We start from the raw sequence: 14536 nt of genomic DNA, 5'->3' as shown, positions 1-14536 counted from the left end.
CCACGCTCAGTTCTTGACGACGCAGCTCTCCTGTGCAGCCGACTGGCCCACGAGCCCGTCGATGACTCCGCTCGGGGGCGTGGTGGCGGTCTCGCCCGGCGCCGGCGTCGAGGGCGGAGCCGATTCCGTCTCAGGGGCGCTGGGCGTCTCGGATTCGGAATCCTCCACGCCGACGCGGCGCGCCTCCGGGTCGGACGTGAACGCCGTGTCCGCCGCGATCGCGGCCATGAGCTGATCGGCCGTCTCTGTCTGCGGCACGACCCGATTGGGATTCGCCGGGGACTCACCCACGGGGTACTGCACGAGTTGGATGTTCTCGAGGTCGAGATTCCGCACGGTGAGCGCCATCGACACCATCGCGTTGATGTTCGCGAGGTTGCGCGAGAGCGACAAGCTCTCGGAGGCCACCTTCGCGATGCCGTACAGCTTCGTCACGTCACCGAGGGTGCCGTCGCTCTTGAGCTTCTTCACGAGCGACGACATGTAGGTCTGCTGGAGGGCGATGCGGGACAGGTCACTGCCGTCGCCCACGGCCTTCCGTGTGCGGAGGAACTGGAGGGCCTGCTCCCCTTGGATCGTGTTCACGCCGGCGTCCAGGTCGAGTCCCGAGAACCGGTCCTTGATCGGGTCGGCGAGGCACACCTCGACGCCGCCGAGCGCGTTCGTCATCTGGATGACGGACGCGAACGTGAACTGGGCGGCGTAGTCGATGTCGAGGCCCGTGAGCTCGGTCACGGTCGCGGCCACGCACCCGAGGCCGCCCTTCTCCCCGCCTTTGGCGAAAGCGGTGTTGATCATGGCCGCGTACTCCTCGGCGTGCACCTCCCCCGTGTCGGGGTCCGGGCACGAGGGGACGGGGATCACGAGGTCGCGTGGGAAGCTCACGACGACGGCGCTCTGGTGATCCTCGGCGACGTGTACGAGCATGTTGACGTCGTTGAGCGTCACGTCGCGCTTGCCGTAGGCGGAGGTGTTCTGATTCGCCGAGTTGTCCGCTCCGATGACGAGCATGTTGAACCCGCCCTCGAGCTCGCCGATGCCCGACGGCATCTGCGCCGCTTCACCGTCCTGACCGATGTCGACGGCGTTTCCGGCGATGCCCGAGCCGATGTCCCACACCGCGTAAGCCGCGACGGCGGCTCCGCTCACGAGGACGACGGCGAGAGCGATCGCGACGCCACGAAGTGCTGCACCGACGGGGCCCCGTCGGTGCCCGCGCGCGTGTCGCGTCACGGTCTGCTCGGGGTCTCGGGTCGAACGGGCCATTCGTCGAGTGTAGAGGGGCTCCGACCCGAAACTCGGTTGTTGGCCGCCGAACACGGGCGATCGCTCGGGACCGCACGGCCCGTCGAGTTCAGAAGGTCGAGCGCCCGGAACTCAGTTGTTGCCCTTCGAACACGTGCGGTCGCTCGCCGTCTGACCCTCGATCGTGTCGGGGAGCTCGACGGCGTCGTCAGCGGACGGAGGAGGCGTGGTCTCGGTGTCGGCGGGCGGCGTGGGATCCGTGTCGGCCGGAGTCTCCGTCTCCTCGGTCGCCGGAGCGTTCGGATCCGTGACGGACCCGACTCCCGTCGAACCCGTGATGCTCAGCTTCTTGTCCGCCTTGATGGCGTCGAAGAGCTGCTCCGCGGCAGAGTCGAGGGGCAGGACGCCCTGCTGGCCCCCGCTCGAGCCGTAGGCGTTGGGGTACTGCAGGAACGAGATCTGCTCGAGCGGGATGTCCTTGAGCGCCATCGCCACCGACACCATGGTGTTGAGGTTCGCGAGGTTCGTCGAGAGCTGCATGTTGCTCGCCGCCGCCTTCGCGATGCCGAAGAGCTTCGTGGGATCCGACAGGGTCTCGGAGCTCTGCAGCGTGCGCACGAGGGAGGAGAGGAAGACCTGCTGGTTGCTGATGCGTCCGAGGTCGGAACCGTCGCCGACGCCATGGCGGGTTCGGAGGAACTGCAGCGCCTCTTTGCCCTGCAGCGTGTGGGTGCCCGCGTCGAGGTACGTGTCGGTGTAGTCGTCGGCGATCGGCTCGGCCACGCACACCTCGACGCCGCCGACGGCGTTGGAGAGGGCGATGACACCGTTGAACTGCACCTCCGCCGCGAACGGGATCGTGAGGCCCGTGAGCGCCTCGACCGTGAGGACGGTGCACGCGAGTCCGCCGTATCCGAGCGTGGTGTTGATCTTCTGCGACGACATCGCCGGGTACGTGCCCGTCCCGTCAAGCTTCGGGCACTCGGGGATCGGGACGAAGAGGTCGCGCGGGAACGAGACGACCGTCGCACTCGAGTGGTCCTCCGAGATGTGCATGAGCATCGTCACATCGTTGAGGACGCTCGTCTCCTCGGTGGGATCACCGTAGGCCTCGCCCTGCCCCTCGCGGCTGTCGCTGCCCACGAGGAGGAGGTTCACGCCGCCGTCGATCGCGTCGATGTTGGGAACGTTCGGGTCCTGCCCCGCGAGGGTCACGGCGGGCTTCACATCGGAGACGACGTCCCACAGTGCGTACGCGGCGACCGTTCCGCCGCTCACGAGAAGGACGGCGAGAGATGCGGCGACGACGCGCAGCCCGGTCGCGAACGGATTCCGACGGCGACGGCGCGCGTGCCGGGTGATGGTGGGGTCGGTGGCGACACGGCGTGAGGACCGGCGGCTTTCGCTCACAAGGGTGCCTTTCGGATCGCGCAACGTGCGCTGGGTCGGGGGGAGAACGGAGCCGTGGCTCCCGACATCGTCGTCGTTTCCGATGCACCGATCGGGGATGCGCGAGCATCACCGTCTCGAGTGGGCGATCCGCCGCTTGGGTGCGGAGGCGTGTCTCGTGGCCCGTGAATCTGTGGCGGAGGGCGTGGGATTCGAACCCACGAGACATTTCTGCCCACTGGTTTTCAAGACCAGCTCCATCGGCCGCTCGGACAGCCCTCCCGGAGATCGGTCGTGCAGGCACGGCCGGACCCCGAGTGTATCCGATGCGGATTGATCGAGTCTGCCAGCACCTTCTGTGAACGCGCTGAAACAGCCCCCGATCTGGGGGTGCATCGCGCCTACCGCGAGAGCAGGTGAGCGCGCTCCGGGTGCTCGGCGAACCAGTCCGCCACGTACCAACACATCGGAATGACGGTGCGGCCGGCCTTCTCCGCCTCGTCGACGGCGAAGGCCGTGAGCTCGGCGGCGTAACCGTTGCCACGATACGGAAGGTTCGTGAACGCGCGGGTGAACGAGACGGTGCGGCCGTCGTCGTTGTAGTCGAGCGCGCTCACGATCACGCCGTCGCGGCGCATCGTGTACCGGGAGGCGTCGTGCTCGTTCGCGAACTCGTTCGTCGTCATGCCCCTATTCTGCGCCTGCTTCCCCTCGCGGAAGTGCTTCGGTCGCTCAGAGGGAGTGGTGGCGACCGATCGGGACGACGAGGGGGGTGCCCGTCACCGGGTCGTCGATGACGCGCGACGCCATCCCGAAGACGGCCTCGACCGTCTCGGGTGTCACGACCTCTCGCGGTGTGCCCGACGCGAAGATGCGGCCCTCCTTCACAGCGAAGAGGTGGTCGGCATAGCGGGCGGCGAGATTGAGGTCGTGGAGCACGATGACGACGGTCGTGCCGCGGGCGCGGTTGAGATCGGTGACGAGGTCGAGCACGTCGACCTGGTGCGAGACGTCGAGGAACGTCGTCGGCTCGTCGAGGAGGAGGACGTCGGTCTGCTGCGCGAGGGCCATCGAGATCCAGACGCGCTGACGCTGGCCGCCGGACAGCTCGTCGACGGGCCGCTCGGCCAACTCGAGCGAGCCGGTGGCCTCGAGCGCCTCGGCGACCGCCGCGTCGTCGGCTGCCGTCCACCGCGAGAAGAGCCCCTGGTGCGGGTAGCGGCCGCGGCCCACGAGGTCGGCGACGACGATCCCCTCCGGCGCGATGGGCGTCTGCGGCAGAAGGCCGAGGACGGTCGCGACCTTCTTGGTGGGCATCGCCCTGATGGGGGCGCCGTCCAGGAGGACGGAGCCGCTCGTCGGCGCGAGCAGTCGCGCCATCGCGCGAAGCAGCGTCGACTTCCCGCACGCGTTGGCGCCCACGATGATGCTGATGCGCCCGGGCGGGACGATCAGGTCGAGGCCGTCGAGTACGACGCGATCGCCATACGCGACGGTCGCGCCGTCGACCTCGAGCGAGTGGGACACGGTCACAGGGAGCCTCCCGAGCGGTTCGAGCGGATGAGCAGATAAAGCAGGTACGGCGCACCGATCGCGCCCGTCACGACGCCCACGGGGAACGACGTGTCGAAGGCGAACTGCCCGAGCAGGTCGGCCGTGAGCACGAGGAGACCACCGACGAGACCGGCGGGGATGAGGAGCGAGCGCCCGCCTCCCACGAGCCGCGCGGCGATCGGGCCGGAGAGGAACGCGACGAACGCGATGGGGCCCGTCGTGGCGGTCGCGACACCCGCGAGGGCGACCGCCACGACGATGAGCAGGAGGCGCGTTCGGTCGACGCGCACGCCGAGCGCCGTCGCCGACTCGTCACCGAGCTGCAAGGCCGTGAGCCGCCGCGTCAGGACGATGATGAGCGGGAGCAACACGAGGAGGCTGAGCGCGAGAGGCGGGATGCCCTCCCAGAACGCGCTCCCGAGGCTGCCGGTGAGCCACCGCAGCGCCGCTTGCACCTCGAAAGAGCTCGACTTGAGGAGCAGATAACTCACGACGCTGTCGAGCATCGCGCCGACGCCGATCCCGATGAGGATGAGGCGGGCTCCCGAGAGCCCGTTGCGGTAGGCGAGCAGGTAGATCGCGAGGGCCGCGCCGAGTCCGCTGATGACGGCGAGGAGCGACACCACACCTCCCCCGGTGCCGAGGACCGTGATCGCGAATACCGCGGCGGCGCTCGCTCCCGACGTGATGCCGATCACGTCGGGACTCGCGAGCGCATTGCGGAGCATGGTCTGGAACGTCACGCCCGCGAGGCCGAAGGCGATCCCCGCGAGGAGCCCGGTGATCGCGCGCGGGAGCCGCAGAGTCCCGACCGTGAACGACGCACCGGGGACCTGCTCGCCGAGGACGACACGGATCACGTCGCCGAGCGGGTAGAAGGTGTTGCCGACGGTCAGGGTCACGAGGAACACCGAGAGGAGCGCCGCGGCGAGGGCGCCGATCACGGCGGCGCGACGCCGCCCACGCCGCCTCCGCGCCATCCGCACGCTCTCGGCGGCTCGGGGCGCGGACACGCCGGTGGCTCCGGTCCCGCCGAGGGGAGGAGCGGCGACGAACTCTCGCGTCACGTCACAGCTCCTTGATCTTCTGACGGCGCACGACGGCGATGAACACGGGCGCCCCGATGATGGCCGTGATGATGCCGACCTCGACGTCGCTGGGACGGGTCACCACACGTCCGACGACGTCGGCGAGCAGGAGGAGGAGCGCGCCGAATCCCACGGAGTACGGAAGGATCCACCGGTAGTGGCTGCCGGTGAGCATGCGCGCGACGTGCGGGACGACGAGCCCGATGAACCCGATAGGGCCCGCGATCGCCGTCGCCGCTCCGCACAGCAGGACGCCGCCGAGCGCGGCGACGGCCCGGGCGGCCGCGACGTTGCCGCCGAGACCGGTCGCGAGCTCGTCGCCGAGGGCGAGCGCATCGAGCGACCGGGCGGAGAGCAACGAGAGGAGGGCACCGACGGCGAGGAAGGGCACGACCATCACCATCGAGTCCCAGTCGGCCCCACCGATCCCGCCGATCTGCCAGAACCGGAAGACCTGGAGGGCATCGACGCGCGGCAGCACGATGGCACTGATGAGCGAACTGAGCGCCGCGGTCGTGGCCGCTCCGGCGAGTGCGAGCTTCAGCGGTGTCGCTCCACCGCGCCCGAGCGATCCCACGGTGTAGACGAAGACCGCGCTCGCAGCCGCCCCGGCGAGCGCGAGCCAGATGTAATCGGTGAACGTCGTCATGCCGAAGAACGCGATCCCGGCGACGACGAAGAGCGATGCGCCCGTGTTGACGCCGAGGATACCGGGGTCGGCGAGCGGATTGCGGGTCACGCCCTGCATGATGGCGCCCGCCAGTCCGAGCGCCGCTCCGACGAGCAGACCGAGCACGGTGCGCGGGACACGCGCGCGCACCGCCTCCTCGGCGAGGCCCGTCGCCGTGGGGTCCGTGAACGCGCTCACGACTTCCGCAAGGGACACCTCGCGCGAACCGATCGAGACGGACAGCACCACGACGACGACGAGCCCGACGAGGCACGCGAGAAGACCGAGCACCCGGCGACGGCGACGGGACGCCGATCGGGCCCGTGAGGGTCCGATCGGCGCCTCGACGCGCGCGGGCGCAATGATCACTCGGCGTTCTCTGCGGCGTCCGCGAACTTCCCGACGAACTCGTCGAGCGCCCACGGGATCGACAGGACCGTCGGGGAGACGGAGGCGGCGAGGGGCGAGTTGTTGTCAAGCACCACCACCGAACCGTTCGCGACGGCCGGGATTTGCGAGAGCAGCGGGTCGGCCTGGAGGCCGGGGAGCGTGGTCTCGTCACCGTAGACGACCATGATGTCGACGTCGTCGAAGGTGTCGGCGTTCTCGGCGCTCACCGTGCCGAAGAACTCCTCGTTCTCCTCAGAGAGCGTCGCGAGGCTCTCCGGGGTCTCGAATCCGAAGTCGGCCAGGTACTTGTTGCGCGCGTCGTCCGTCGAGTAGTAGCCGATGCTGCTGAAGTCGCCGGGCGTGAAGTAGCCCATCATGGCGGTCTTGCCCTCGAGGGCCGGCTCGGCCGCGATGGCATCGGCGATCTGCTGCTCGACGTCGGCGATGAGCGCGTCCGCCTCATCGGCCATACCGAGGGCCGCACCGTCGAGCTCGGCCATCTCGCGCCAGGTGGATCCCCAGGGAGCGTCCGGGTAGGCGACGGTCGGAGCGATCTGCGAGAGGGTCTCGAAGTCCTCCTCGGTGAACCCGCCGTAACCGCCGAGGATCACATCCGGCGCGGTGTCCGCGACGGCTTCGAAGTCGAGTGCCGAAGCCTCGTCGAAGAGGACCGGGAGATCGTCCGTGCCCCCCAGTTCCTCGAGCTTCTCGTAGGTCCAGGGCAGGATGCCGTCGCCGTCGTCGTCGCCATAGGTCTGCGCCGGCATGCCGACGGGGACGACGCCGAGCGCGAGGGCCACGTCCTGGTTCGCCCACTGGATCGTTGCGACGCGTTCCGGTGCCGCGTCGATCTCGGTTTCGCCGAAGACGTGTTCCACCGTGACGGGGAAGCCGCTACCGGCCGTTCCGTTCGAGGATTCGGATGAAGCGGTGTCGGCTCCGCTCGAGCACGCGCCGAGTCCGAGCATGCCGGCGGCCGCGAGGGCGACGAGGGAGAGGGTTCTGCGAGAAGAGCGCACGGATGTCCTTCGGAGAAGTGGTGGGATTAGGCTTGCCTATCCTAAGGGCATCACTCGCGCTGCGAAAGACCAACCGGACGATCGGCCTCCGTGGGCGCGCCAGGTCACCCCGCTGACCGACGAATGTGCGTCGTTCGACGAATCGGCCCGGTCGGAACCGGACGGGTCAGTCCAGCAGGTGCTGCGTGAGGGCGTCCGCGAGCCCATCCTCGTCGATGGTCCCGGTGCGAGCGTTCGCCGCAGCGAGGACCTCCTCCGGCGCCTGGCCCATCGCGACGGCCGTCCCGCCTCCCGCGACCGCCCACTCGAACATCTCGATGTCGTTGCGGCCGTCGCCCGCCACGAAGACACGATCACCCGGGATGTCGAGCGCCGCGCGTACGGCCTCGAGCGCCGTCGACTTGTTCACGCCCTTCGGGGCGATGTCGAGCCAGGCCGTCCACCCGATGGAGTAGGCGACCTGGTGGAGTCCCATCGCCTCGACGCGCTCGAGGAATTCCTGCTCGTCCTGATTCGGGGCGACGACCACGACCCGCAGGACCGGCTCGGCCGACAAGCCGTCGAACGGCACCTGCTCGGCGTTCTCGAGGTCCCAATCGGCCATGCCCTCCGTGTACTTGCGGTGACCGTTCGGGAGCTCGACCATGTAACGTCCGTCGTCGAGCTGCGCGTGCACCGTCTCGAGCACCTCGCGCGGGTCGAACGTCTCGATGAGGTGGCGACGGTACCCCGACTCCTCCTCGTCATCACGCGCGAGAACGAGGGCGCCGTTGGCGCACACGACGTACTCCGGCGCGAGCCCGAGCGCGTCGAGCACGGGCTTCGTCGACGCCCAACTGCGGCCGGTCGCGAACGTGACGAGGTGTCCGCGCGCCGAGACGGCAGCAACGGCCTCCCGCACCGCGTCTGAGAGCGAGGCGTCCTCGTGCAGGATCGTCCCGTCGACGTCGAGTGCGACGAGTCGTGTCGCGGCCGTCATCGGCGCGGAGCCGCGACGTCGAGGCCACCGAGATACGGGCGCAGCACCTCCGGGATGACGACGGAGCCGTCCTCCTGCTGATGCGTCTCGAGGATCGCCACGAGCCACCGTGTCGTCGCGAGCGTTCCGTTCAGGGTCGCGACGGGCGCCGTCCTCCCGTCCTCGCCACGGGAACGGATACCGAGCCGCCGGGCCTGGAAGGTCGTGCAGTTGGAGGTCGAGGTGAGCTCACGATACGCGTCCTGCGTCGGCACCCACGCCTCGACGTCGAACTTGCGCGCGGCGCTCGAGCCCAGGTCGCCCGCCGCGGTGTCGATCACGCGGTAGGACAAACCGAGGTCGGCCATCATGCGCTCCTGGTAGCCGAGCAGCCGCTCGTGCTCCGCTGCGGCGTCATCCGGCGTCGTGTGCACGAACATCTCGAGCTTGTTGAACTGGTGCACCCGGATGATGCCGCGCGTGTCCTTCCCGTAGGACCCGGCCTCGCGGCGATAGCACGTCGACCAACCGGCGTAGCGGAGGGCCCCGTCCGAGAGGTCGAGGATCTCGTCGGCGTGGTACCCGGCGAGCGCCACCTCGCTCGTGCCGGTGAGGTAGAGGTCGTCGTCCGGCAGGTAGTAGATCTCGTCGGAGTGCGCACCGAGGAAACCGGTGCCCGACATGATCTCCGGCTTGACGAGCGTCGGAGTGATGAGCGGGATGAAGCCGGCCTCGAGAGCGCGGTCGAGGGCGAGGTTCATGAGCGCGAGTTCGAGACGCGCCCCGATGCCCTTGAGGAAGTAGAAGCGCGCCCCCGAGACCTTGGTTCCACGCGCCATGTCGATGGCGTCGAGGAGCTCGCCGATCTCGAGGTGGTCGCGGGGCTCGAAGTCGAAGGTCGGCTTCTCGCCGACCTCTCGCAACGTGACGAAGTCGTCCTCACCGCCGGCCGGCACGCCGTCGAGGACGATGTTCTGGATCTGCGCGACCGCAGCGGCGTAGCGCGCGTCGGCCTCGTTCTGCTCCTGCTGCGCCGCCTTGACCTGCTCGGAGAGGCCCTTCGCTTGCGCGACGAGAGCGGCCTTCTCTTCCTTCGGAGCCTGAGCGACACGCTTCCCGTGCGCGTTCTGCTCGGCTCGCAGCGTCTCGAACCGAGTGATCGCGGCCCGTTTGGCCGCGTCTGCATCGAGCGCCTCCGAGACGACCTCGATGGAGGCCCCTCGCGCCTCCTGCGAGCGTCGAACGATGTCGGGATTCTCACGCAAGAGCACTGGATCGATCACGCAGCCCAGTCTATGCGCCGGGTAGGTTGTCCTCATGGGTGCTGCGGGATCTCGCTGGGCCGCGGTCGTCTACAACCCCGTGAAGATCGACATCGGGGCGCTGCGACCGATCGTCGAGCTGACGGCCGTCGCCGAGGGCTGGGGCGAGACGCGCTGGGTCGCGACGAGCGTCGACGACCCGGGCGCCGGGCTCACACGCGTCCTCGTCGCAGCCGGCGCCGGCCTCGTGATGGCGGCGGGCGGCGACGGTACCGTGCGCTCCGTCGCGGAGGCGCTCGTCGGCACGGGCGTCCCGCTCGGCATCCTGCCGTCGGGCACCGGGAACCTGCTCGCACGCAACCTCGACCTCCCCCTGTCCGATGTCTCGCGAAGCGTGGCGACCGCGTTCAGGGGCGTCACTCGCAACATCGACATCGGAGAAGCCCGCATCGCCCGTGGCGACGGGTCGACGGACGCGCACGCCTTCCTCGTCATGGCCGGGGTGGGCATCGACGCGCAGATCATGGCGAATACGAATCCTGCGCTGAAGCGCGCGGTCGGGTGGCTCGCCTACGTCGATGCGGGGCTCCGCGCCATCCCCGCCTCGCGACCCTTCCGGGTCCGGTACCGACTGCAGGGACACAACGAGCACAGTGCACACGTCTCGACGGTGATCGTCGGCAACTGCGGGCTGCTCCCCGGCGGGATCGAACTGCTGCCGGGCGCATCGGTCGACGACGGGCTCCTCGACATCGCCGTTCTCCAGCCCAAGGGCATCGTCGGCTGGTTCCAGGTGTGGCGCCGCGTCTCCTGGCAGAACCGCGCCCTCCGCCGCTTCAGCATCGGACGACAGATCATCGAGGCGAACGCGCGCGGCGGGGCCGGGAAGACCATCACCTACCTCCGCAGCTCGGGCGTCACCATCGGACTCGACGAGCCGAACGAGGTCGAGCTCGACGGCGACGACTTCGGTTCGGGCACGGCCGTCGCCTTCTCGACACGACCGAGCGCCCTCGCGGTCCGCGTCCCGCTCGCGTCGATCCGCTAGGCGTGGCACGCGGTCCTACGCTGGCGAAGCGGCCGCTCGCTCGCTCGAGTCGGTGCCCGCTCGCGGGGGCCGCCACGTGAGGGCGAGCCCCGCTCCCGTCGCGACGGCGAGGGAGAGTCCCGCGGCGAGGACGGCGCCGACGAGTCGAGGGATCCACGGGCGCGGGAGGGGAACGGGCGAACCGGTCCCCATGCCGCCGAACGAGCCGTAGGAGACGTACTGGTAGCCGCCCTCGTCGACGAAGACGACGCCGTGCGGGTCGTCGATCGTCCTCCGGTAACCCGCCGCGTCCACCACGACGATCGAGTAGCGCGGCAGCGGACCGTCGAGGGACATGGAGTCGACGACGATCGTGCGGGCGACGACGTCTGGGGATGTTCGCACCGGCGCCTCGTCGAGCACCTCCGACTGGATCGCGATGCGGGTCGCCGCGTCGAGCCGGGCCTGCGCGTCGGCGAACACGAGCACGACGCCCACGGCGATGAGCACGAACGACAGCCCGGAGCCGATGAGCCCCACGAGGAGGCGGCGCGTGCCCGTCATCGTCGTGGTCCCCCGCACCAGCGCACCGCGAGCACCGTCACGCCGACCAGGACGGCGAGGAGACCGAACGCGATCAGCAGCGGTCCGATCGTCCACTCGACCTGCATCGCGACGAGATCCTGCGCCGGATCCCGGTCGGCGGATTCGACGTCCGTGAGTCCGTGCGTGCCACGACTCGTGAAGTCCGAGTAGACGACGGCGAGCGCCGAACGGTAGAGCCGCACCCCGATGGCGACGAGCGCGAGTCCTCCGACGACGAGCATGACGACGTGGGGGTTCCAGAGCGCGCCGACGCCGCGGCGGTCCCGCGCACGCGGCGTCGGTGCTGCGCGGCCGGGCGCCGGATGCTCGTCTGGGGCGTTGTTCCCGTCCATCCCCACGCACCTCCCGCCCTCGTGGGGAGCGAGACTCGGGTGGAGCCGCGCTCCCGGGATGCCCGTCCGTCGCCTTCGACGCGATGCGGGCGCGGGCCCGGGCCTCTTCCGTCGAGTATCCCTCAGAGGTCGAGCTGAGGGAACAGCTCGTCCAAACCACTCGAGGCGTGCCTGCTTGCGCGCATGGAGGATCGCCCGGCCGTCGGCACCGTCACCGTCACCGTCACCGTCACGGTCACCGTCACCGTCACCGGATCGAGGATGACGTGTTCCCACGACCCGGTGACCGCGGCGACCATGTCGCCGCCCGGGTGAGCAGGAAGACCACACCGATCACGGCGCCGGCCGCGATCGGCACGGTGATCAGCCGCGGAGCCCACGGGCGCTGCAGAGGGAGGTAGGTGAAGATCCCACCGAAGGCCCCGTAGCGGGCGTCCCGGTAGTCCGCCTGCTCGTCGGTGAAGAGCACGGGCGTCGGACCGTCGTTCGCGAGGGAATCGGCGAGGACGAGTCGAGCGAGCCGGGCCGGTTCCCCGATGTCGTATCCCTCCTGCTCCGCGTAGAACTCGCGGAGTTCCTCGACGACGCCCTTCGCGGCGACCGCGCGCGCGTTCGCGTCGGCGATGACGAGCGCGCCCCCGCCGACGAGCAGTACCGCAGCGAGAGACGCGACGACGATCGCGACGAGTGGGCGGACGCGGCTCACGAGAGCGGCTCCGTCCCGGGCGCGTCCCGACCCGGCCCATCGTCCTCGCTCGCCGGGCGCGTCGGGCGCGTTGGGCGCGTTGGGCGCGTCGGGCGCGTTGGGCGCCAGCGCACCGCGACGAAGACCACGACCGCGAGGATCGCCGCGAGGCCGATGAGGAACAGCAGCGGGCCGAGCGACCAGCCGAGCTGCATCGCCACGAGGACCCCGGAGGGATCCGGGTCCTCCTCCGCTCCGGTGCCGCCGTTTCCGAAGATGACGCCGCCCTGCGCGAAATCCACGTAGATGGTCTCGAGCGCACTGCGGAACATCTGGAAGCCCGCGATCACGAGCACGGCGCCCCCGACGACGAGTCCGACGAGATAGGGGTTCCTCCAGGGCACCGCGGAGTCGGCGGGGCCGGTCGGCTCCGGTCCACGGTGAACGGCGTCGTCGCCCTCGTCGCCGTCGTGGTCGGAGCGTGCCGAGGAGGCCGGCGTGAGGAAGCTGAACGGGTCGAGTGACTCCTCCGGTGCATCGTCGGCGAGCGGCGCACCGGAGGAGACCGGATCCGGATCGTGCGGGGTGATGCCGTCACGACCCGAGCGTCGAGACGACGGCGGTGCGAAGAGCTCGATGTCGCCCTCACGACGGGCCCGGGAGCGCCCCGAGGACCGCTCTCCCGCTTCGGCCGGGCCGCCGTGCACCGCGGGGTCGTACCCGCGCTGGAAGATCGGGTCGTGTCGCGGGTCGATGCCGTCGTGATCGGCCATGGGTCCGTCCTTCTCGTCGCTAGGGGACGTCGAGCGGCACCGTGGGTTCGCCGCTCACGATCGCGCGCAACCAGTCGCGTGCGTCGATGAACACGTCGTCCGAGTATCGCGGATCGAACGCCACTCGGGCCCCGTCTGCCCTCGGGTAGGACCCGAGGAAGACGACGCTCGGGCTGAAACGCCGCACGCCGAGGAGAGCATCGGCCACGCGCTCGTCGAAGATGTGGCCGTCCGCGTCGATGATGAAGCGGTACCGACCGAGCTCGTCCCCGATGGGGCGGGACTCGAGAAGGCTCATGTTGACGCCGCGGGTGGAGAACTGCTCGAGGAGCTCGAGCAGCGCGCCGGCTCGATCGACGGGCAGTTCGGCGACGAGGCTCGTCTTGTCGGCCCCGGTCGGGCGCGGCAGCTCGCGGGATGTCGACACGAGCACGAAGCGCGTCACCGCGTTCGGGTTGTCGATGATGCCGCGTGCGACGATCTCGAGGGCGTGGTGGTCGACGATCCCGGGCGGGGCGACGGCCGCGTCGGCCAGATCGTTCTCCAGCAGACTCGCGGCCGCCTGGACGTTGCTCGATGCCGGCACGTGGGCGTGCCCCGGGAGCGTGCGATCCAACCAGCCCCGGCACTGGGCGTAGGCGACGGGATGCGCGTTGACGACCTTCACATCCTCGAGCCGCATGCCGGGGCGGACGACGAGGACGAAGTCGACGTGTACGAGGTACTCGCCGATGATGCGCAAGCCCGGCATCGTCGACAACGCATCCTGGGCGACGGAGACGCCCCCCTCGATCGAGTTCTCGATCGCGATCATCGCTGCCGCGCTCCGACCCGTGACGACGTCGTCGAGCGCCTCGCCGACGTTGTTGACGGAGCGCCACTCCTGCCCGACGGCCTCCTCGACCTGCGCGAGGGCCGCCTCCGTGAACGTCCCGCGCGGCCCCAGGTAGCTGTACGTGCGGGCCGAGGGGACGGACGGTGTCGACATAGGGGAAGCCTACTGGCGACATCCGCGACGAGCACGCGTTCCGAACGGGGACGGCGGACCTGACCCGCCTGCACGCCGCCCTCCCCGACACCCGCTTCATCGTCGTCGAGCCATTCTGGTACACGGAGGAACGACCGGAGTCGGTCGAGACGATCATCGGCTGGGTGCAGGGGGCGGCCGAGACGATCGACGCCGACTACATCCCCGGAGCGAGTCGGTGGCTCGACGGCCACTATGCAGGATCGCCGGACAGCTGGATGGCGTCCGACGGCCTCCACCCCGACGACACGGGCTACGCCAACATGGCGGAGCGCATGAACGAGGCCCTCGCCGCCCTCAACCCACCCCTCTAACCCCCCTGAACACTTCCTATGTGCACGAATTTTGGTACACATAGGAAGTGTTCAGGGGGGTCAGAGGGGGAGAACGGCGGGACGATCGGTCAGGCGCCAATTGTCCCAGCGTCGCTCTCAGCGATTGACGCGGATCCGGGCGAGTGGCCTTCCCCAGCCGCCGGCGCAAGCGCTGGTCGCCTCCTCTCCCGCCCTGC

General features: G+C 69.7%; 17 protein-coding genes and 1 tRNA gene. 2 read left to right on the top strand and 16 right to left on the bottom strand.

Annotated elements, in window-relative coordinates; translation table 11 throughout:
• Positions 1-6 precede the first annotated feature (6 nt).
• From ELQ92_RS02510 to serS, 10 genes are all read right to left on the bottom strand, one after another.
• Positions 7-1266 carry an LCP family protein gene (locus tag ELQ92_RS02510; RefSeq protein WP_128497366.1) on the bottom strand — a complete coding sequence of 420 codons (1260 nt, stop codon included), beginning with the start codon at positions 1264-1266 and terminating at the stop codon, positions 7-9.
• A gap of 111 nt (positions 1267-1377) precedes the next feature.
• The gene (locus tag ELQ92_RS02505; protein WP_128497364.1) at positions 1378-2655 is read right to left on the bottom strand and encodes an LCP family protein; all 1278 of its coding nucleotides are present in this window, start codon (positions 2653-2655) and stop codon (positions 1378-1380) included.
• A gap of 173 nt (positions 2656-2828) precedes the next feature.
• Positions 2829-2916 (bottom strand) — tRNA-Ser (locus tag ELQ92_RS02500).
• 119 nt (positions 2917-3035) lie between these two features.
• Positions 3036-3320, bottom strand: coding sequence for a GNAT family N-acetyltransferase (locus ELQ92_RS02495; protein ID WP_128497363.1), 285 nt, complete (start codon positions 3318-3320; stop codon positions 3036-3038).
• 46 nt (positions 3321-3366) lie between these two features.
• On the bottom strand, positions 3367-4167 hold the full coding sequence (locus tag ELQ92_RS02490; RefSeq protein ID WP_128497361.1) for an ABC transporter ATP-binding protein: 801 nt from the start codon (positions 4165-4167) through the stop codon (positions 3367-3369).
• Positions 4164-5168 (bottom strand): FecCD family ABC transporter permease, encoded by a 1005-nt coding sequence (locus ELQ92_RS02485; RefSeq protein ID WP_128497996.1) that lies wholly within the window; start codon positions 5166-5168, stop codon positions 4164-4166. The genes ELQ92_RS02490 and ELQ92_RS02485 overlap by 4 nt, the downstream gene beginning before the upstream one ends.
• 88 nt (positions 5169-5256) lie before the next feature.
• Positions 5257-6312 carry a FecCD family ABC transporter permease gene (locus tag ELQ92_RS02480; RefSeq protein WP_208004237.1) on the bottom strand — a complete coding sequence of 352 codons (1056 nt, stop codon included), beginning with the start codon at positions 6310-6312 and terminating at the stop codon, positions 5257-5259.
• Positions 6312-7355, bottom strand: coding sequence for an iron-siderophore ABC transporter substrate-binding protein (locus ELQ92_RS02475; protein ID WP_243694822.1), 1044 nt, complete (start codon positions 7353-7355; stop codon positions 6312-6314). The genes ELQ92_RS02480 and ELQ92_RS02475 overlap by 1 nt, the downstream gene beginning before the upstream one ends.
• A 166-nt stretch (positions 7356-7521) precedes the next feature.
• A complete protein-coding gene (locus tag ELQ92_RS02470; protein ID WP_128497360.1) occupies positions 7522-8334 on the bottom strand; it encodes an HAD family hydrolase in 813 nt (270 codons plus the stop codon).
• Positions 8331-9596 (bottom strand): serine--tRNA ligase, encoded by a 1266-nt coding sequence (gene serS / locus ELQ92_RS02465; protein WP_128497358.1) that lies wholly within the window; start codon positions 9594-9596, stop codon positions 8331-8333. Before serS ends, ELQ92_RS02470 begins: the two co-directional genes overlap by 4 nt.
• 34 nt (positions 9597-9630) lie before the next feature.
• Here serS and ELQ92_RS02460 point away from each other — a divergent pair, with 34 nt between their 5' ends.
• Positions 9631-10623, top strand: a complete 993-nt coding sequence (locus tag ELQ92_RS02460; RefSeq protein ID WP_128497357.1) for a diacylglycerol/lipid kinase family protein — start codon at positions 9631-9633, stop codon at positions 10621-10623.
• A gap of 15 nt (positions 10624-10638) precedes the next feature.
• Here ELQ92_RS02460 and ELQ92_RS02455 read toward each other — a convergent pair whose 3' ends face one another.
• The 6 genes from ELQ92_RS02455 to pheA all read right to left on the bottom strand — a co-directional run bounded on the left by ELQ92_RS02455 (position 10639) and on the right by pheA (position 13986).
• Entirely contained in the window at positions 10639-11166 is a 528-nt protein-coding gene (locus tag ELQ92_RS02455) for a hypothetical protein (protein ID WP_128497355.1), read from the bottom strand.
• Positions 11163-11540, bottom strand: coding sequence for a hypothetical protein (locus ELQ92_RS02450; RefSeq protein WP_128497354.1), 378 nt, complete (start codon positions 11538-11540; stop codon positions 11163-11165). The genes ELQ92_RS02455 and ELQ92_RS02450 overlap by 4 nt, the downstream gene beginning before the upstream one ends.
• Positions 11541-11662: 122 nt before the next feature.
• Complete coding sequence (locus ELQ92_RS16690; RefSeq protein ID WP_279432149.1) at positions 11663-11791, bottom strand: hypothetical protein; 129 nt, start codon at positions 11789-11791, stop codon at positions 11663-11665.
• Positions 11788-12246 carry a hypothetical protein gene (locus tag ELQ92_RS02445; RefSeq protein WP_128497352.1) on the bottom strand — a complete coding sequence of 153 codons (459 nt, stop codon included), beginning with the start codon at positions 12244-12246 and terminating at the stop codon, positions 11788-11790. Before ELQ92_RS02445 ends, ELQ92_RS16690 begins: the two co-directional genes overlap by 4 nt.
• The gene (locus tag ELQ92_RS02440) at positions 12243-12998 is read right to left on the bottom strand and encodes a hypothetical protein (RefSeq protein ID WP_128497350.1); all 756 of its coding nucleotides are present in this window, start codon (positions 12996-12998) and stop codon (positions 12243-12245) included. Before ELQ92_RS02440 ends, ELQ92_RS02445 begins: the two co-directional genes overlap by 4 nt.
• Before the next feature lie 19 nt (positions 12999-13017).
• Entirely contained in the window at positions 13018-13986 is a 969-nt protein-coding gene (gene pheA, locus ELQ92_RS02435; protein WP_128497348.1) for a prephenate dehydratase, read from the bottom strand.
• Positions 13987-14150: 164 nt separating this feature from the next.
• Here pheA and ELQ92_RS16440 point away from each other — a divergent pair, with 164 nt between their 5' ends.
• Positions 14151-14339 carry a hypothetical protein gene (locus ELQ92_RS16440; protein ID WP_208004213.1) on the top strand — a complete coding sequence of 63 codons (189 nt, stop codon included), beginning with the start codon at positions 14151-14153 and terminating at the stop codon, positions 14337-14339.
• Positions 14340-14536: the final 197 nt, after the last annotated feature.

Origin of the sequence: Labedella populi, assembly GCF_004078655.1 — a bacterium.
GTDB classification, from domain to species: Bacteria; Actinomycetota; Actinomycetes; order Actinomycetales; family Microbacteriaceae; genus Labedella; species Labedella populi.
Note: the sequence above shows the minus strand (reverse complement) of the source record. Positions and strands in the feature narration are given on the sequence as shown.